General features: G+C 55.5%; 17 protein-coding genes. 3 read left to right on the top strand and 14 right to left on the bottom strand.

Annotated elements, in window-relative coordinates; genetic code table 11:
• Window positions 1–138: 138 nt before the first annotated feature.
• The 5 genes from NGM66_RS04325 to lspA form a co-directional block, all read right to left on the bottom strand.
• On the bottom strand, window positions 139–2715 hold the full coding sequence (locus tag NGM66_RS04325) for a carbamoyl phosphate synthase preATP-grasp domain-containing protein (protein ID WP_208909680.1): 2577 nt from the start codon (window positions 2713–2715) through the stop codon (window positions 139–141).
• Window positions 2716–2717: 2 nt separating this feature from the next.
• Window positions 2718–3797 carry a carbamoyl phosphate synthase small subunit gene (locus NGM66_RS04320; protein WP_208909682.1) on the bottom strand — a complete coding sequence of 360 codons (1080 nt, stop codon included), beginning with the start codon at window positions 3795–3797 and terminating at the stop codon, window positions 2718–2720.
• A gap of 28 nt (window positions 3798–3825) precedes the next feature.
• Window positions 3826–4359 (bottom strand): bifunctional pyr operon transcriptional regulator/uracil phosphoribosyltransferase PyrR, encoded by a 534-nt coding sequence (gene pyrR / locus NGM66_RS04315; protein ID WP_208909684.1) that lies wholly within the window; start codon window positions 4357–4359, stop codon window positions 3826–3828.
• Window positions 4360–4496: 137 nt separating this feature from the next.
• On the bottom strand, window positions 4497–5420 hold the full coding sequence (locus NGM66_RS04310) for an RluA family pseudouridine synthase (RefSeq protein ID WP_208909686.1): 924 nt from the start codon (window positions 5418–5420) through the stop codon (window positions 4497–4499).
• Window positions 5420–5884, bottom strand: coding sequence for a signal peptidase II (gene lspA / locus NGM66_RS04305; RefSeq protein ID WP_258115404.1), 465 nt, complete (start codon window positions 5882–5884; stop codon window positions 5420–5422). The genes NGM66_RS04310 and lspA overlap by 1 nt, the downstream gene beginning before the upstream one ends.
• Window positions 5885–6207: 323 nt before the next feature.
• On the opposite strand from lspA, the gene NGM66_RS04300 reads away from it, so the two are divergent.
• Window positions 6208–6954, top strand: coding sequence for an alpha/beta hydrolase (locus NGM66_RS04300; RefSeq protein ID WP_208909690.1), 747 nt, complete (start codon window positions 6208–6210; stop codon window positions 6952–6954).
• Between the two features lie 982 nt (window positions 6955–7936).
• Here NGM66_RS04300 and NGM66_RS04295 read toward each other — a convergent pair.
• The gene (locus tag NGM66_RS04295) at window positions 7937–9595 is read right to left on the bottom strand and encodes a formate--tetrahydrofolate ligase (protein WP_208909693.1); all 1659 of its coding nucleotides are present in this window, start codon (window positions 9593–9595) and stop codon (window positions 7937–7939) included.
• Window positions 9595–10011 carry an EbsA family protein gene (locus NGM66_RS04290; RefSeq protein WP_208909695.1) on the bottom strand — a complete coding sequence of 139 codons (417 nt, stop codon included), beginning with the start codon at window positions 10009–10011 and terminating at the stop codon, window positions 9595–9597. The genes NGM66_RS04295 and NGM66_RS04290 overlap by 1 nt, the downstream gene beginning before the upstream one ends.
• Window positions 10012–10047: 36 nt before the next feature.
• On the opposite strand from NGM66_RS04290, the gene NGM66_RS04285 reads away from it, so the two are divergent.
• Entirely contained in the window at window positions 10048–10452 is a 405-nt protein-coding gene (locus NGM66_RS04285) for a ribonuclease HI family protein (RefSeq protein ID WP_208909697.1), read from the top strand.
• On the opposite strand, the gene NGM66_RS04280 is transcribed toward NGM66_RS04285, so the two are convergent.
• The 4 genes from NGM66_RS04280 to NGM66_RS04265 form a co-directional block, all read right to left on the bottom strand.
• Window positions 10428–11552 (bottom strand): NAD(P)/FAD-dependent oxidoreductase, encoded by a 1125-nt coding sequence (locus tag NGM66_RS04280; protein ID WP_208909699.1) that lies wholly within the window; start codon window positions 11550–11552, stop codon window positions 10428–10430. The genes NGM66_RS04285 and NGM66_RS04280 overlap by 25 nt on opposite strands.
• Before the next feature lie 352 nt (window positions 11553–11904).
• Window positions 11905–12507 carry a nitroreductase family protein gene (locus tag NGM66_RS04275; protein WP_208909701.1) on the bottom strand — a complete coding sequence of 201 codons (603 nt, stop codon included), beginning with the start codon at window positions 12505–12507 and terminating at the stop codon, window positions 11905–11907.
• A 103-nt stretch (window positions 12508–12610) separates the two neighbouring features.
• A complete protein-coding gene (locus NGM66_RS04270; RefSeq protein ID WP_208909703.1) occupies window positions 12611–14119 on the bottom strand; it encodes a carboxypeptidase M32 in 1509 nt (502 codons plus the stop codon).
• Window positions 14120–14353: 234 nt separating this feature from the next.
• Window positions 14354–14875: a TetR/AcrR family transcriptional regulator gene (locus NGM66_RS04265; protein WP_208909706.1), complete on the bottom strand. Its 522-nt coding sequence runs from the start codon at window positions 14873–14875 to the stop codon at window positions 14354–14356.
• A 192-nt stretch (window positions 14876–15067) separates the two neighbouring features.
• Here NGM66_RS04265 and NGM66_RS04260 point away from each other — a divergent pair, with 192 nt between their 5' ends.
• A complete protein-coding gene (locus tag NGM66_RS04260; RefSeq protein WP_208909708.1) occupies window positions 15068–15733 on the top strand; it encodes a CPBP family intramembrane glutamic endopeptidase in 666 nt (221 codons plus the stop codon).
• Window positions 15734–15796: 63 nt separating this feature from the next.
• Here the strand turns inward: NGM66_RS04260 and NGM66_RS04255 are convergent, their stop codons facing one another.
• The 3 genes from NGM66_RS04255 to NGM66_RS04245 form a co-directional block, all read right to left on the bottom strand.
• Complete coding sequence (locus NGM66_RS04255; RefSeq protein WP_208909710.1) at window positions 15797–16141, bottom strand: hypothetical protein; 345 nt, start codon at window positions 16139–16141, stop codon at window positions 15797–15799.
• 135 nt (window positions 16142–16276) lie between these two features.
• The gene (locus tag NGM66_RS04250; protein WP_208909712.1) at window positions 16277–16750 is read right to left on the bottom strand and encodes an 8-oxo-dGTP diphosphatase; all 474 of its coding nucleotides are present in this window, start codon (window positions 16748–16750) and stop codon (window positions 16277–16279) included.
• Window positions 16705–17823 carry an acyltransferase gene (locus NGM66_RS04245; protein ID WP_208909714.1) on the bottom strand — a complete coding sequence of 373 codons (1119 nt, stop codon included), beginning with the start codon at window positions 17821–17823 and terminating at the stop codon, window positions 16705–16707. Before NGM66_RS04245 ends, NGM66_RS04250 begins: the two co-directional genes overlap by 46 nt.
• Window positions 17824–17872: the final 49 nt, after the last annotated feature.

Below are 17872 nucleotides of genomic sequence, written 5' to 3'. Positions count from 1 at the left end.
TGCTAGATACAACTACTTTTAAAAGCTAAAAACGCGTCACACCAGAATGTTGGTGTGACGCGTTTTTGTTAGTAACAACTTGTTTTATTGGTAAACCCAGTCGCAAATCAACCGGGAAATACCCGTTGACACTCACGTTTAAATCGTCCGGTTAATGATCTGGTCCAACTCGGCGGTATCGCTCAGGTTTGTCAGCGTTAGCGCCTCGCTCGACCCAAAGGCAATCGTCGCCCCGACTTCTTGGTCCGTACTCCCTGGTCGGTTCAAGACGTGTAACTGCCGGAATGGGAAGGCGGCGTTCATCAAGGCAACCCGGTTACTGTTGATGTCGATGGTGATCTTCGCCAGCTCATCATCATCCAGCGTGCCGATGTGTTGCCGCGTCAACATGCGGACCCAGTTGACGCCGGTGACCTTACTCAAGAAGGCCATCTCCGTCAGCCGCGTGGGCCGGACGCCAACCACCTTTAGTTGGGCGGAATCAGCGCTCTTAGGGGCAAAGAGGACCTGAATCATCCCCGTTACCTGACGCTCACTCACAGCCTGCTTCGCCGCTTCGACCAAGTTTTGCCGCTTGGCCTTGGGCAATTCCGCCGGCATCCGAAAGGCCGTGACCTGTGACAGCGCTTTGTTCATGCCTGGGGCGATCATGTCCATGACCCCCGCTGCGACCTTCTGTTGGCCGTGGACGAACAGGCTCACGCCAATCGTCGCCATTTCTGGGGCGGGTTCGCCCGTCTCCTGGTCCGGCGGTAAGACGTGGAGGTTCACGTCGTCGAGCTTGCCCAATTCGCGGGTCAGGTAGTGCCGGTTGCCGGGTACGATGACGATGTCTGGGTGCTCGACTTGAATCACGTTGAGGACATCCCCTAGCTGAATCGGGTCGACGTATTGCTTGTCGGAGAATTCCGGTGCCACGCCCACCGCGTTGGGGTTGGTGTTCATCAAGATGGTGTGGTACCCGGCCCGTTTCAACTGTTTGAGCATTTCCGTGGTGAAATATTCTGCCGCGGAATTAGGCCCCAGCTGGTTGCCGCCACGTCCCAGAACCAACGCGGTCCGGTCACCTAACGGCTGGCTTTCATTTTCGTACTCAAAGGTACTGTAGTAGCCGCTCAAGTCTTCCGGGAACTCACCCGCAGTCGGTTCGATCATCTTATAAGTCGGCATGATCTTGGCACTGGCGGAGAGCTGCCGAATCGCGGCCGTGTCCGTCTGCCAAATGCGGGCGATCATCCCATCCCCAAAACCAAAGTAACGGGCGCGTTGAAGCACCTCGACGTCCATAGGATGGCTTTGAATCTGTTTTTCAATCGTCAAGAGGTGGCGTAATTTGACGAAATAGTAATTATCGATCTTGGTCAATTCGCTTAATTCATCGGGCGCGTATCCCCGGCGTAGCGCTTCAATCAGGACCAAGATGCGGTTGGCCAACGGGTGGATCAGCTGGCGGATCATTTCGCCGTCACTTAAATTGCTGACGGATGGCAAGACGTCTCGTGGTGAGAACTGCGAGCTGCGGACCGACTTGAGCATGGCTTCTTCTACGGACCGGCCAATGCCGACCGTGGAGCCGACCGCCTTCATCACGGTGTCGAGGTGTTGATCGGCATCCGGAACCTCCTGGAACGGCCATAGTGGAATCCGCACGCTGACGTGGTCAATCGTGGGTTCCATGATGGCCGTTTGCTTGGTGAAGCGACTGGGCAACTTCACGTCGACTAGCCGTTGCCCAAGCAATAAGGCCCCAGTCACCAGTGCAATCGGGTAACCCGACGTCCGGGCCGCCAACGCCACGCCCCGAGAAAAGTACGGGGCAATCTTGGTAATGTAAAAGAGTTGATTGGCTGGGTTGAGGGCAAAATGCAGGTGCAAGACCCCCACGATATTGAGCTCTGCGGCGATCCGAAAGGTCACGTCACGCAGGTCCTGGTACTCCCGGTCGTTTAGCGTCTGCGGCGGGGCCACAACGATGGAATCGCCGGAGTGAATGCCAATGGGGTCGACATTTTCCAGGCCGCTGATCAGTACTGCGGTCCCGGCGCCGTCACGCACCGCCACCATTTCAATTTCTTTATAGCCGACCACGCTGCGCTCCAGTGTACACTGGTCAAAGCGTGACTGTTGAAAGCCCTGGTTCAGCGCGGTCACCATGTCATCGACGTTTTCGCAAACGGTCCGGTTGGTGTCTAACCGCGGTGCGACCGGTTTGACGATCAGTGGGAAGCCAATCGACTCGACCAGCCCCATGGCTTCGTCGACGGTCGCCACGATCTGGGCCTCAATGACCGGCTCGTGGATCTCCTTTAGCGTCGCGTTCAAGGCAGCCGGGTTATTGATCTGGCGCAGGGTATCGGCGGGCATCCCCAGAATCGTGATGCCGTAGCGGCCGATATCGCCGTTTTCAATCAGTTCTTGGGCAATACGAATACCCAGGAGACCACCTAATGACGGCAAAATGGCGTCCGGTTGGTCTTTTTCAATGATGTGGCGGACGTTAGCCGTCGTGACCGCCTGCACGTACATGTTGGTCGGTTGAATCTCTTCTAAAGCCACCGAAAACGGGTTGTTGTCGATGATCAGCGTGCGGACCCCGTGTTTTTTAAATTCGGTAATGATCTGCACGGCGGCACTGTCCAGCTCCGTTTCGTGGCCAATCTCGGTCGGTCCCCCGCCGATGATCAAAACTTTTTGAATATCATTCAAATTTGGCAAGTTTATCCCTCCCGGCGTGCTGTCATAGCTTCCATGAATTCATCAAAGAGGTCGCGGCTTTCGTGAGGCCCCGGGGCGCCGTCCGCAAAGAACTGCACGGAAAATGCCGGGAAGTCCCGGTGGCGCAACCCCTGCACGGTCCCGTTGATGAGATCAACGTAGGTCGTGATCAACCGGTCGCGGTCAATGGACTTGGCGATGACCGCGTAGCCTTGACCCTGCGTTGCGTAAATGATGTCGTTGGTGATGATCCGCCGAATCGGGTGGCTACTACCGTGATACTCGACTGGTAACATGGTCAGTTCCGCCCCGTTGGCCAGGGCAAATAACTCGTGGCCCAGCCCAATGGCAAAGAGTGGAATCTCGGCTTGGACCGTGCGGATCATGTCTAAGACCCCGGCACCCAAGTCTAGCGGTGATCCCGGTCCCGTCGACAGTAAGACCCCGTCTGGATCCAGGTTCAACACATCTTGGGCACTGGCCGTCCACGGCAAGACCGTGACGTTACAGCGGCGCTCCGACAATTGCCGCAAGATTCCGTGCTTCAAGCCAAAGTCGATGACCACCACATTTTTACCGGTATCCGGGTTGGGATACGGCTTGGGAGTGGCCACCTGATCGACTTGCCGGTTGGTCAAGACCGTGGCGTTCAGTTGGTCAAAGGCGTGGGCGTCTGCCACGTCGACGATGCTGCCCTTCATGGGGCCGTCCACGTCGCGCAACTTGCGGATCAAATGCCGCGTGTCGATGCCACTGATTCCGGGAATGTTGTGCTGCTGGAGAAATTCATCCAGCGATAGGCGTGATAACCGGTTCGTCGAGATGTTCGTCACGTCTCTGACCACCATCCCCTTGGCCGTGGGTAAGATCGATTCATAACTGTCATGGTTGATCCCCACGTTGCCAATGGCGGGTTGGGCAAAGATAATAATTTGGTTGTGATAGATTTGATCGGTAATCGTTTCTTGATAGCCTAACAGATTTAAATTGGAGATGACCTCTCCGCTCGTAGTGGCGCCGGCACCAAAACCTTCACCGGCGTAGGCCGAGCCGTCTTCTAAAATCAAATAGCGTTTTGCCATGCAAAATCGGCCCCTTTACCAGTTAGTTCTATGCTTGTTGGATCTCCACTGCGTCGCGGTCGTCGATTTCACTGACGGAAACCTTGATCCGTTCGCGTTGTGAGCTGGGAATGTTCTTGCCCACAAAGTCGGCACGAATCGGCAATTCCCGATGGCCCCGATCGACCAAAACGGCCAGGTTGATACTGGTCGGCCGACCGAGATCCATGATGGCACTCATGGCCGCGCGAATCGTCCGACCAGTATACAGCACGTCATCGACCAAGATCACCTTTTTACCTTCGACCGAAAAATCAATGTTAGTGGCCGTGACTTCGGGTTCACTCTGGGCATCGTGATCGATATCGTCACGGTAAGGCGTCACGTCTAGGTCACCGACTGGCACCGAGACGTTCTCCAGTTGTTGCAAGCGACTAGCAATCCGTCGCGCTAAGTAGACCCCCCGCGTCTTGATGCCTAAAATGACGAGATCATCGACACCCTTATTGCGTTCGATAATTTCGTAAGTGATCCGGGTCAGGGCCCGTTGCATTGCCATTGCGTCCACAACTACCTTTGCCATCTGTATTTCCTCCTTAAAAGTTTCACGGCGTTAGCGTAAGTGCCAGAAACGGGCGCGTTTCTTCGGCAAAATGGTGAAGAAACCCGCCCGCCTGATTCGGCAAACCCGTTTATCTGATTGTGTTTAGCATAAAAAACCTAGATTGCTTTGTCAACCGGTAATCCGGCTTGTTGGCGTAAATGTCGCACGGCCTTGGCAAAGTTTTCTGGCACCGGCGCGGTAAAGGTCAGTTGCTCGCCGGTCGTGGGCTGCTTGAACCCGAGCTCTCTGGCGTGTAAAAATTGACCTGCGCCTTTTAATGTTTTCTTAGGGCCGTACAGCGGGTCCCCAGCGACCGGGTGATTGATGTAGGCCATGTGCACGCGAATCTGGTGCGTCCGACCCGTTTCCAACCGACAAGCCACCAAGGTGTAGTTGCCATAGCGCTCCAGCACCCGAAAATGGGTGATTGCGGGGCGGCCATCGGCGACCACAGCTTGTTTCTTGCGGTCCTTAGGCGACCGGCCCAGCGGCGCATTGATGGTGCCCTCTTCTTCCTTGAAATTGCCATGAACGATGGCCACGTACTCCCGCAGATTCGTCTTGGCCTGTAGCTGGGCCGACAGGCTCTGGTGGGCGTGGTCATTTTTGGCGACCATTAAGAGGCCTGAGGTGTCCTTGTCGATGCGATGGACGATGCCGGGGCGCAGAGTCCCGTTGATGCTGGACAGCGGGCTATGATACAACAGCGCGTTGACCAACGTGTGGTTGGGATGCCCGGGTGCGGGATGCACGACCATCCCCTGGGGCTTATTGACGACCAGGACGTCGTCGTCTTCGTAAACGATATCCAGCGGAATATTTTCCGGCTCTAAATCTAGTGGCTCGGGGTCCGGCAAGGCCACGTGAATGGTCGCCCCGGCCTTAGGCTTGTCTTTGGGCTTGGCCGGTTGGCCGTCAATCGTGATCTGCCCGGCCTCAATGGCGTTTTTTGCCTGGGAGCGGGAAATCGTGGCCACGTTGTCCGCCACCAATTTATCCAGCCGTTCCGTCGTCGTCACTTGAAATTCTGATTCTTGCATTAATGTGCCTCCCGGCGATCAGTGAGGTACACACCAATCGCGATTAAAATCACGCCGACCGTCAAACAGCTGTCGGCAAAGTTAAAGATGGGGAAATTGATGAAGTCGAGCTGAAACATGTCGACCACGTATCCCTGCATCAAACGATCAATGAAGTTCCCTAAGGTTCCGGCCATCATCAAGGCCAACCCCAGCTCTTCGACCCACTGATCGTTTTTGTGGCGGTATTGCCAAAAGAAGTAGCCCATGATGCCTAGGGCCAACACGGCAATGACCGCAAAGAACCACATCTGGCCTTGTAAAATGCTCCAGGCCGCACCATTGTTGCGCAAATGGGTCAGTGACAGGAGCCCGGGAATCAAGGGGTGCTCGCCACCCAGGGCGATATTGGCCACCACCGCGTGCTTGATCCACTGGTCGATGACCACCAGCAGCACGATTAAAAGTGTATCTGCTATCAGCATAAAGTCCGGAACACCTTTCCTATAAGTCGTTACCGAAAAGTATACCAGAAAATGGCGGGTTTCGGCGCTTTCCTGGTTAGAAAATTATTTGGCGGTGGCATTTTCTAATTTTTTCTTAAGTTCACCCAGCTGGGGTCACAAAATCTTCGGGAATTTCGTTGGTAATCATAGGGTGTTGTCCTTAACAGGCGTGGGGGCTGCTCGCCTATCGTCCGCTAACACGCGGTGAGCGAAGACAGCTGATTTTGGCCCTTTGCTACCGCGCCTTGACAGCGTTTGCTTGAAGTTTCATAGTAATCCTAAACAAACTGGAGGTCTTTCTGATGGAATTTCAAGTACAACGCGACAGCCTGACCCTAGCCGGCATTTACGAGCCCGCCGATCAACCGAACGGGACTATCGCCATTTTGATGCACGGGTTTACCGGTAACCGTGGCTACACCCCAGCGGCATTACTGGTCCAACTGGCAACACGACTACGGGCAATCGGCGTGGGAACTGTGCGCTTTGACTTCAACGGTCACGGCCACAGTGACGGTGACTTTGTCAATATGACCGTGCCCAACGAAATTGCGGACGCCCAAGCGGTCCTGTCCGCCGTCCAAACGCGGCTCCATCCCCAACACATCGACCTGCTGGGCCATTCGCAAGGTGGGGTCGTCGCCAGCATGTTGGCGGGCGTTGATGCCGACCTGATCCACAAGCTGGTCTTAATGGCTCCCGCAGCGACCTTAAAGGACGACGCCATTGCCGGACACACCCGCGGCCTGGTTTACGACCCACATCACATTCCGGCCACCTTGCCGTTGAGTGACACCCTGACGTTGGGAGGATTCTACTTACGAACGGCACAACACTTGCCCATTTACGAAACGGCACAGGCCTTCACCGGTCCCGTCTGCCTGATTCACGGGGATGCCGATCAAATCGTCGACCCCATCGCCTCTAAGCGGTATCACGATGTCTACCGTAACAGTGATTATCACCTGTTGCCGGGTGGTAGTCACGGCTTAGACGGGCAGGTCCGTAAGACGGTGCTCGACCTCGCCACCAGCTTCATTCAGGATTAATGCGAGCCCACCAGGGGTTACGGGTTGAACGTCAGGTAGTCCGTGCTGACCGCCTTGCCGTTCGCCAAATTTGGACCGTGACGCTGCGGGAAGGACCGGCCGAAGCCAAAGAGCGGTCTTCAACCTCGCTTCGAGCCGAAAACCACGTCTCGAAGACGCCCGTTTCCAAGTAGGTCACTTGAAAACGCCCACGGCTGAGTCCAAATTTAGCTCACTCACGGCTACGTGGCAGATTACCCGCTAATGTAGATGAACATTACCATTTCAATGACGTCCCTGCTAACTTTGTGGTTGAATAATCACGTAACCGACCAGAGGTGATCAGAGATAGCGGTTGAAACGTCGTTGGAGATTGACGGAGTCGGTCAATCTTCAAACCCAATTGGGACGGACCGCTCTCAGACTATCAATGATAAGTGTTGACTAATCTAATATTCATAACAAAAGATTGCGAATTAACGCGTTGACTCCCGAAACAACAGTGTTCTGTCCATCCAAATTAGTGAGACCAGGAGCCTGTGTCTATCAGGTAATACGGTGTTGGCTAAGAACTAGTTGGTGACTTAACCGCTGTCAGGGGCTAAGCCAATTATTGTTGGCAAGCATACCTGTAGCCGAGAGTCTGCCAAATATGGGTTCAGCCGTTGAAAAAGAGTGTGACAACAGGCGGTTAACTGGCGAGCATTAACGGTGCTAGGTAGATAATCCTGGTTCTGGATTATTTGCCTAGCAGTGTTAAGCGGAACCAGTTGCCTGTTGGCGCACGTTTCGGCCATGAGGCCACTTTGAGACGCGGGCCATCGGCTCAAAGCGAGGCCGAGACCGCTTCTCAGGCTCGGTCCGGTCCGCCCACAGCGACACGACCCATATTTGGCAGACGGTAGGCGGCCAGCACGGACTATCTGACGTTCCATGTAAACAGCAAACGGACCCGAGAGCATCTCCCGAGTCCGTTTCGTTTTCTTAAATTTAATGGTGACTACTAGAACAAGCCCGTAATCTTACCATCGGCGTCAATGTCCATGTCCAACGCGGCCGGATGTTTAGGCAGGCCGGGCATTGTCAAGACGTTCCCGGTCAAGGCGACCACGAAGCCGGCCCCCAACCGCGGCGCAAATTCGCGCACGTGAATCGTGAAGTCCGTGGGCGCGCCCAGTTGGTGGGCATCATCCGTCAGTGAGTACTGCGTCTTAGCCATGCAGACGGGCAACTTGTCCCAGCCATGCTTGGCCAACGTCTTCAATTGCCGGCTGGCCTTGGCCGAGAGCTCGACCTTGGCACCCCCGTAGATTTTCTGGGTGATGGCTGTCATCTGCGTCATCAGGTCGGCACCGGCTGGGGCTAAGCGGGTAAAATGCTTGGGTTGTTGGGTCGCGGTGACGACCTTTTCGGCCAGGTCCGTGGCCCCAGCGCCCCCATCGGCCCAAACGGTCGTGGTGGCGACCGGCACGTTCAAGGCGGCCACGTCAGCGGTCAACGCCGCAACCTCGGCATCGGTGTCACTGGTGAAGCGGTTGATGGCCACGACCACCGGCACGCCGTATTGTTGCATGCTGGCAATGTGGCGTTTCAAATTGGCACTGCCGGCTTGAAGTGCGGCAACATTTTCCGTTTCCAAATCAGCGCGTTTAACGCCACCGTTATACTTCAAAGCCCGCACCGTGGCAACGATGACCACGGCGTCCGGTGTTTGCCCCAAGACGGGGGTCTTGATGTCCATGAACTTCTCGCCCCCAAGGTCGGCCCCAAAGCCGGCTTCGGTCACGGCAAAGTCCCCCAGTTGTAGGGCCGTTTGTGTGGCCAGTACCGAGTTACAACCGTGGGCAATGTTGGCGAACGGCCCGCCATGGATGATGGCGGGATTGTGGGCCAACGTTTGGACCAAGTTAGGCTTGATGGCGTCCTTCAGTAACAGGGTAATGGCCCCACCGACCTTTAGATCAGCGACCGTCACCGGTTCCTTGTCGTAGGTGTAGCCAATCAGGATGCGGTTGACCCGACGTTTCAAATCTGCCAGGTCTTCGCTCAAACACAATACGGCCATCAGTTCACTGGCCACGGTGATGTCAAAGCCGTCTTGCCGGGGCATCCCCGAGGTACGGCCACCCAGCCCGATCACGGTCTGGCGCAGCTCCCGGTCATTGATGTCCAAGACGCGTTTCCACACGATCTGCCGTGGATCCAAGTTCAAGGCGTTACCCTGTTGGATGTGATTGTCGATCAAAGCCGCCAGCGTATCGTGGGCCTCGGTCAAGGCGTGCATGTCCCCGGTAAAGTGCAGGTTGATGTCTTCCATCGGCGCCACTTGGGCGTACCCGCCGCCGGTCGCGCCGCCCTTCATCCCCATGACGGGACCCATCGACGGCTCGCGTAAAGCCAGCACGGTCTGGTGCCCCAACAGATTTAAGGCATCGCCCAAACCGACGACGACCGTGGATTTTCCCTCACCGGCTGGCGTCGGGTTGATCGACGTGACCAAGACCAATTTACCAGGGGTGTGGTGCCCCGTCAGCGGCAGGTTGATCTTGGCCTTGGTGTGGCCGTAGGGTTCGATCTGTTCTGAGGTCAGGCCCACCTTGGCCGCAATTTTTTCGATCGGTTCTAAGGGTGTTGCTTGTGAAATTTCAATATCGCTACTCACTAATTTTCCTCCTTCACGCCGTTGGCAACCATGGCTTCGCGCAACAGGCCTGCCAGTTCGATTGCTGAATTCCGTGGTAACAGGAACTGATAGATCTTGCCCTGCGCCACGATGCCTAGCCGATAGCGCGACTGCTGGACGTTACGAACCTTATTTAAGGGAATGACCAAGTGGCGGTGATTCAAGACCGTACTGACGGTCAACACCCCGTTGGCCATGGTGATATTTCTAAAGTGGATCTCTAGCCAGCACAGAAAGGCAAAGGCCACGAAGAAGCCCAACGTATACCAATTAAAATGGGTCACTTCCAGCCAGAAGATGGCACCCATGAAGAGCACCATCAGCGTCCAACTCCAGTTAATGATGCTGCTCAAGGGGTTGGGTTGATACAAAAATCGTCGTTCCTGGGTTATCATTAGTCTAAACACCTCACGAAAGATTGGAGTGATTCTTTGTTTTCTCTATATACCGATGCCGCCACTCAGCCGCAAACGGGCCTCAGTGCGGGTGGCATCCTGATCATTCAAGACCATCACCAGACACAGCTCAAGACCGTGCTCACGGCCACGACCAACCACACCGCCGAATTCGAGATTGCCCGCATCGGCTTTGAACACCTGCTCACGCTGACCAGCAAGCCAGCAGAAACGACCGTGCTCTTTTACACCGATAGTCAAATCGTTAGCGACAGTGTGGCCAAACGTTACGCCAAACACTATCAACTGTGGGTCGACGCGCTACTCGCCGTTCAGGACCCCTTCCAGTTGGTCTTGACGCAGTGGGTCCCCGAACGGGAAAATCGCGGGGCTCACACCCTCGCCAATCAGGCGCTTCATTCCGCCGAAGACGTTAAGTAAGTCGTCAGGGGCAATTCGTATTCGCTCCAGTCAGGCGTCCCGCCGTACAACGCGGAACCCGCCAAGAGCCGGCCAATTTCTGGTCCCGTCGTCAGACCCGAAGACCCCAAGCCCGAGGCAACTAAAATGGCTTCGTGTTCCGGAATCGGCCCGAAGAACGGTGCAAAGTCCGGTGTGTAAGCACGGGTACCGACCCGCACGCCGGTAATGTTGTCTGCCGTAACGCCGCTCATCAAGCGTTGGGCACTGGCCAACAGGTCGGCGGTCACGGCTGGATCGACGGCTAAGTCAAATTTGCCATCGTCCTCATGCGTCGCCCCAACGATCAGCTTGCCATGGCCAAACGGCACAAAGTCGCGTTCGCCCTCGGGCATGACCACCGGCATATTTTCTTGGAGCGGGTAGTCCTTGACGCTCAGTTCGATCAACTGGCCCTTTTGTGGCCGGACACTGGCATCCACGCCTAAAGGGGCTACCAATTCCTTGAGCCAAGCACCAGCCGCCACAATGACCCGGTCAAACACCCGGGGACCCATCGACGTGACCACTTGGCCATCCGGCGTGAAGCTGACCCGTTCGTGGCGAATCGTCAGGTTCTTGGCCGTCGCCTGCGTCAGTAAGCCGTTGACCAACGCTGCGCCATCAACGCGGGCCCCACCAGAGATGAAGACCCCGGGCTGTGGTGCCGTTAACAGGGGCACCTTGGCCTGAACCTCGGCGGCCGTTAGCGTGGTCACTTGCCCCATGGTCGGCGCACTCTGCCGCCGTTCTTGAGCCAGGTCAAAGAGCGTTTCCAGATCCGTGGGGACCTCACGCGTCACGATGGTTCCGGTCTGTTGATAGACGTCCGTTCCCAGTTGTGCGCGATGGATCAATTCGGGAAATAGCGCTGCGCCGGCCTTAGCCAATCGGTACCAGCGTTGATTACGGCGTTTGGACAGCCAGGGTGAAATAATGCCGGCGGCTGCGGTCGTCGCCTGCCCCGTGCCGTCGTCAAACAGCGTGACGCGCGTCTGTTCACTGCCGGGTAAGGTGCTTAAATAATAGGCTGCGGTCGCCCCGACAATGCCACCGCCAATGATTGCGATACGTTTTTCCATAACGAACTGACCTCCTCAGTATCCGGTCTGCGGGTTCAGCGTACTGAACCTGCGGACCCTTGGGCAAAAACTCGGCACCTACCGGCCAGCTTCTGCCACAATTTCAGGTAGCCGCGGCGTGTGACCGCCAGTGGGTGTCCAACAATCCGCCACCCCCAGTTAACCCCACGCCATTTTGCCGTCATCCCCGTCCGTCTCGGCAGTGGTGCCGCCGCAGACAGTGGTGATGTGACCCGCTTTCATTTTAGCATAACTGCCCGAATGAAAACGCCGGAAGTGTCTCTCAAATTCAAAAGGACTCCCGAACACGCCAAGCGACGTGGCTCGAGAGCCCTTTGTAATTTACTTAAATTTACTTGAAGACCATGAAGCGGTCATCGTCATTCATGTAATCCTTGTCACCGGCTGGGTTTTCGATGGACCCGAAGTCCATTTCTGCCCGGAGATGCCAGCTAGCTGGCAAGTTGAAGGCTGCCCGGACCTCATCGTCGATCAGTGGATTGTAGTGTTGGAGGTTAGCGCCCAAGCCGTTTTCGGCCAGCGCCGTCCAAACGGAGAACTGGGCACTCCCCTGTGCTTGTTCGGACCAATCTTGGAAGTTGTCCGCGTACAGTGGGAAGTTGTCTTCAAATTCCTTGACCGTCTTGGTTTCGGTGAAGTACAGCACTGTCCCGTAGGCTGCCTTGAAACTATTGATCTTGGCCGTGGTCTTGGCGAAGGCGGCTTCGTCGGGTACCTCTTGCTTTAAACGGTCGATCACGATGTCCCACAGCTTTTCGTGAGACGCACCGAACAGGATCACGGCACGCGTCGTTTGGTTGTTAAACGGCGTTGGGGCGTTCTTCACGTTGTCCTTCACCAGCGTGACCAACTCGTCTTGAGACAGCTTCACGTTGCGGCCCAAGGCATAGATACTCCGACGTTGCTTGGCTAATTCGCTAAATTTGGTCTCCATAAAATAAATAACCTCACTTTAGAATAGTTTCCCGGTAATGGGTAAATGGTAGTTTCCTTAAAACTTATACCTCTAGTGTACCACTTACTTTTTGGAAGTAAAGTTATTTGTCAGTGACCTGGTAGGCCGTCGCAAAGGTCTGCTGCATCCAATCCAACCAGTACTGCGGGTTCAGCGGTTCACCCGTGACCTGCTGGATCAGTTGTTGCGGCGTCACGCTCGCGCCTAGCCAGTGGATCTGTTCGCGCCGCCACTGGGTGATGCGGTGATAATCGCCGCTTTGTAAGATCTCGGTGACCGGCAACTGCTGGCTCATGGTGTGCATGAACTGCGCCGCGTATAGCTGGCCCAACAGGTACGTTGGGAAATACCCAAAGTCGCCGCCCGGCCAGTGGATGTCTTGCAAAATACCCTCCGTGTCGTTAGCGGGTGTGATGCCCAGATAATCTTGGTATTTTTGCCGCCACAGCGCGGGCAGTTCAGCGACCGTCGTCTCCCCATTAAACAGGGATTTCTCCAGCTCGTAGCGCACCACGATGTGCAGTGGATACGTCAAGGGGTCCGCCTCGGTCCGAATCAGCGTGGGCTTGGTCGTCATGAAGCCGCGGTAAAAGGTCGGCTCATCGATGTCAGCGAAAATATCGCCGGTCGCCTGTTGAAAGCGTGGGTACTCCCCTTGCCAAAAGGCCGGGTTGCGGGCCAAAAAGATTTCGTTAAATAAGGACTGCGATTCGTGCAGACCCATGGACGGTGCGTCCGCTAACGGCGTGTAGTCGTAAGCCGGGTTGAAGTTTTGCATGTACAAGCCGTGCCCCGCCTCATGGATGCCGCCCAGTAGCGACATCTGAAAGGCGTGCACGTCGTAACGGTTGGTGATGCGGACATCGTTGCGGTCTAGTGGGACCGTGAACGGGTGCGTGCTACGGGACAGGTCACCCTTGGTGAAGTCATAGCCTAAGCGCTGCACCACGGTCCTAACCAGCTGTTCTTGCAAGTCTTCCGGGACGGCACGACTCATGAAGTCCGCTCGTGGGGCCACACCCTTGGTCTGCAATTGGTGCTGGATGCGCTTGATGCCAGCCTTTAGCGTATCCATGATGGGGTCCAGCTGGGCCACGGTCATCCCCGGCTCATACTGGTCGAGCAACACGTCATAGTCCGTTGCCTGGCCGTTGCGCCACTTGGGGATGAACGCCTTTTGCATGGCCACGATTTTTTCCAGATCCGGTTGTAATAAGGAAAAGTCTTGTGCGGCACGGGCCGTCTCCCAAACTTGTTGGGCATGCGTCAACGTCTTTTGGTAATCGGCGTAATCGGCCGCCGGAATGTCATGGTTCAAGTCGTAGTCGCGTTTGACCAGCCGCAAGACCTGCTGCGCTTGGGCATCCAATTCAGTCGGATGTGTCGTGAAGTAGTCCACAAATTTGCCCATCTGCGGGCCGGCACTCAATGCCAACTCCTGTGCACTCAACGATGCCGTCAGTTCACCACGAAAATCGGTGCCTGCCGGTGGCAAGTACGTACGGGCATCCCACCCCAATAACGTGAGATTCATCCGCACCAAGCTTACCTGTTTCACCAGCGCCAGAAACGCTGCTTGTGTGTTATCCATAGCCAGACCTCCCATTGATCAGTTGCTGTTAGTTTACCATGGGGAAATCTAAATGTCTTGTCATTTTCTCATTATAATTTAACTTATCGTTGGGATAGTTTCGTTGCTTTTGAATCTTCATTTTGCTTAACATCCCTTGCCATTGTTGCATTCACGGCCTATTAGTGAATAAATCACAATAAGTCGCTCTGTCATTGCTCACTATTCACAATATGCTTTTTGGCACTTCTGCTCTCATGCTTCACCTAGCAATCGTGTCACCTGGGCCGTAATCCACGTCACCGTCAGCTGGGGATCAGGCAGTTGGCACAGCACACCCACTAATAGAGTCCACACCGCCGTCGCATCTGTTGGCGTACCGCTTTGACGTTGGGCATCTGCTAAGGTCAGGACCGTCGTCAGGCTCTGAGGGACGGCCAGTGGTGCCGTCAAAACGAAGCGGACCGCCCGGGGATGGGCTGTGGCAAAGGCCACCAAGTTTGTGATCATTTGTTGGAGCATGGCCGTCGCGTCAGCCGAATCCAAGACATTAGCGCGCAACGCCGCCGCTAGCTCCTCAGTAATTTCCACTCTTAAGGCCGCTAGCAGACTGGCTTTGTCCGGGAAATGCCGGTAAACGGCCGCAGGGGTCACCGCTAAGAACCGGGCGATTTGTCGTAGAGACAGGTTCTCTGCCCCCTGTTCTTCTAATTGTTGGTGGGCCTGTTGTTGGATCAACACCGCTAAATTTTGACGATGGTATGGTAATTTTGTCATTGAATGGGCTCCCTTCAAATACTTCATTTTAGTTATATGTTATCACTGATTACATCTAAAGTAAACGGTGATAACATGTCATTTAAATGCCGTTAACTTGGGCTTCACAGAAACCTTAGAGAATCTTTACGTTTATCCACGCCATCTTGCCTTAAACTTAACTTAACCTTACTTAAGAGAGAAGTGTCCCGTATGTCAGAACCCGTATCTAATCGTCGGCTAGCTGGCCAGTTCATTGCGTTTTGGTTCGTCTGGCTGTTTGTTCAAATTGGCGCCAACACCCCCATTGAACAGCACCTCACCGGATGGCCCCAAGAGCTAGCACTAGACGCCATCAAGCTGATCATTTGGCTAGGGGCCGCTTGGCTGTTCATCAAGCAGGCCCGTCCCGGCAACCTGAGTCTCAGCAACGCTGCTCAGTGGCGGCCAGCCTGGCGTTTTGGGGCCGGTTACCTGGTCTGGGGGATCATCGTGGTCTACCTACTAGCACAATTTTGGTTGGCCCATCACGGTCTGACCGTGGCCGCTAACTTCAAGCCACAGTTCTGGGGTCGCTACTTCTTGGTCGTCGGCGTCACGGAGGAATTTCTGTTTCGCGGGTATTTCTTAAACGCCCTCCTGCAGAAATTTCCACTCGCCAAGGCCAACGTACTGCAAGCCCTGGCCTTTGCCAGCTTGCACATCCCCCGCTACCTCACGACCGTCCCCACCATGAGCGCGGGCATGTGGATCAGCAATCTCCTGTCCGTCTTCATCTTGGGCCTGTTGTTTGGCTGGCTCTATGCGCGCAGCCGGTCGTTGTGGCCCGGCATCGCGATTCACATGACCTGGGATATCCTGGTCACGTTATTCGGCTAAGACCATAAAAAAACTGGTCCTTGGACAACTCGTCCAGGAACCAGTTTTTTATGGTTAATCCCTTTAGGCGCGAACCCGCCGTTTCAGGTAACCGAGTAAGACACTTAAAAATGCAAACGGTAAAGCAAAGCTGAACAGTGCCGTCAACAAGACCGGAGCCACCGTCAGTGTTAAGGCGACGTCGCCGATCCCGACAATCAGGCTAGCTACCAGTAACAGGCGCCACCAGCCGCGTTTGATCTGTGGTTGGTAAGTCAGCCCGTAAACCAGTAAGGTCAAAGCCGTTGTCAACAGTAAGGCCCGGTCGATCAGAGGCATTGCCAGTAAGCCAGTCAGCCCTAGTGCAACAACACTCAGCCCGATAAAGAAGTAACCGTACCAGCGTTGCGTTTGAACAGTTGATTTCACGATTATCGCTCCCTTTATCACAAGATCTTTACGTCTTTAGTTTACACGTTTTTGTAACCGCTTACAATAGATAAACTTGACTCACCGTTTTCAACCAATTAAAAAAGCCAGCCGCAACGTGCTGACTCAGCAATGCTAGTGATCATCCCGCAGGGCGCCGTTCCAGTCGTCGCTAACGACCGCTGGCACCTCGCGATTGAAGACCCGCAGTAAGGCGGCCATGCTCTCGGCGCTCTTTTCCGGGGTCATTTCGCTTAACGGCAGCCAGCTCACTTGCCCCTCGGCACTAGCCTGGAGGTCACCCGTGAAATCATCGCCGCGATACAGCAGGCCCAGCTTGCGTTTTTGACGGCTGGCATCGAACCACTCGCAGGTCCCACAAAAGCTCACCGTTTTCAAACGCAGGCCCGTTTCCTCGAAAACCTCACGAATGGCGGCTTGCGCACAGCTCTCGCCGACCTCCACGTGACCACCCGGAAAGCTGTGGCCCGCCTTCCAGGGGACGTTGACTTTATCCTCGACCAATACCCGGTTCGTCACCGGATCTGTGACCATGATCATCGTTACCAATTCGACCGGTTGTGTGCGGTCCGTCTTGCTTGTTGCCATGTCTTCACCGTTCCCTTCACCCATTGTCCGATTAAATGAAAGCCGTACGTCGTCGCAAATGACCAGCACCACGTCAGTAAGTAACAACCGACGCACCCCAGTACCGGATGGACCGCCGTTAACGTGCGTCCACCCAGTAGCCAGATCAGCTCCAGCCAAAACACGTTGGCCAGGTACGCGCGATAAGCATAGGTCGCCAGCCAGTGGATTACCGGCAACCACCGCGAGCGGCGGCGTTGGTGCCACTTGGCCAGACTCACCAGCAGTAAAATGATGCACAGCCCGTAGCCCACCGTGGCCGGCAGGTAGTAACTACTGCGACTGAGGTCGATGGGCGTTCCCAGTTGGCGTAACTGCCGGTATTGCCAGTACCACATCAACAGGCCCAGGGCACCCAGGCCGACCCACGCATAGCCGCGTAACCAGCGGGTGGGCGTTTCCGCTAACCCGATACCCAGAACCGCATACACGGCAAAGCCCCAGCAGACCCGGTCCATTAGATACCACGTCGTTGCTTGCCCACTGGGAACAGCCACGGCATTGTACCAGGTCAGCCAGCCAACCAACAAGCCGACCGTGAGCGCCGTGATCACCCAATGGTGCCGGGCCCAACCGCGACGTAACGCCCACCACAGTGGCATCAGAAGAATGATCTGGAGCATCATCGTGTTATACCACAGGTGTGGCGCCGCGTTGCCATTTACCAGTTGCCAGAAAAACTGACCAATCGTGTGAAAGGCGTGATGCTGCTGCAGCTGTGGCAAGAATAAGAGGTACGCTAGCGACCACACCAACGTGGGAACGCCCAGCGCTGACCACTGCTGCCGCAAGTAGTGGCCGTAACGCGGCCGAGCCGGACTCACGCGCATCGTCGTCATCACGATGCCGCAGATAAAGGCCGGCGCCGTGAATTTGATTGCCAAATACGCCCCCGCAATACCGTCTTGTAACTGGCGGCCCGCCGTCGTGGTCAGTGCCAAACTCAACACCGTTTGGGCCATGACCGCCGTGCAGGCAAATGCTTTTAAATAATCACCGACATCCGCTGCCGGTGCTGCTCGTTGCTTGTTCACCTTTCGTCATCGCCTTTGCCTTCTATTCTAGCAAGGACGCTGGGGCGGT

This window comes from Levilactobacillus yiduensis, from assembly GCF_024718525.1.
In the GTDB taxonomy this organism is placed as follows: Bacteria; Bacillota; Bacilli; order Lactobacillales; family Lactobacillaceae; genus Levilactobacillus; species Levilactobacillus yiduensis.
This window is presented reverse-complemented; position numbering and strand designations above follow the sequence as displayed.

Bases quoted from the DNA above. Each gene is read 5' to 3' on its own strand.
- NGM66_RS04320 (WP_208909682.1), bottom strand. From the start codon at position 3,797: ATGGCAAAACGCTATTTGATTTTAGAAGACGGCTCGGCCTACGCCGGT.
- pyrR (WP_208909684.1), bottom strand. From the start codon at position 4,359: ATGGCAAAGGTAGTTGTGGACGCAATGGCAATGCAACGGGCCCTGACC.
- NGM66_RS04310 (WP_208909686.1), bottom strand. From the start codon at position 5,420: ATGCAAGAATCAGAATTTCAAGTGACGACGACGGAACGGCTGGATAAA.
- lspA (WP_258115404.1), bottom strand. From the start codon at position 5,884: ATGCTGATAGCAGATACACTTTTAATCGTGCTGCTGGTGGTCATCGAC.
- NGM66_RS04300 (WP_208909690.1), top strand. From the start codon at position 6,208: ATGGAATTTCAAGTACAACGCGACAGCCTGACCCTAGCCGGCATTTAC.
- NGM66_RS04290 (WP_208909695.1), bottom strand. From the start codon at position 10,011: ATGATAACCCAGGAACGACGATTTTTGTATCAACCCAACCCCTTGAGC.
- NGM66_RS04280 (WP_208909699.1), bottom strand. From the start codon at position 11,552: ATGGAAAAACGTATCGCAATCATTGGCGGTGGCATTGTCGGGGCGACC.
- NGM66_RS04275 (WP_208909701.1), bottom strand. From the start codon at position 12,507: ATGGAGACCAAATTTAGCGAATTAGCCAAGCAACGTCGGAGTATCTAT.
- NGM66_RS04270 (WP_208909703.1), bottom strand. From the start codon at position 14,119: ATGGATAACACACAAGCAGCGTTTCTGGCGCTGGTGAAACAGGTAAGC.
- NGM66_RS04265 (WP_208909706.1), bottom strand. From the start codon at position 14,875: ATGACAAAATTACCATACCATCGTCAAAATTTAGCGGTGTTGATCCAA.
- NGM66_RS04260 (WP_208909708.1), top strand. From the start codon at position 15,068: ATGTCAGAACCCGTATCTAATCGTCGGCTAGCTGGCCAGTTCATTGCG.
- NGM66_RS04250 (WP_208909712.1), bottom strand. From the start codon at position 16,750: ATGGCAACAAGCAAGACGGACCGCACACAACCGGTCGAATTGGTAACG.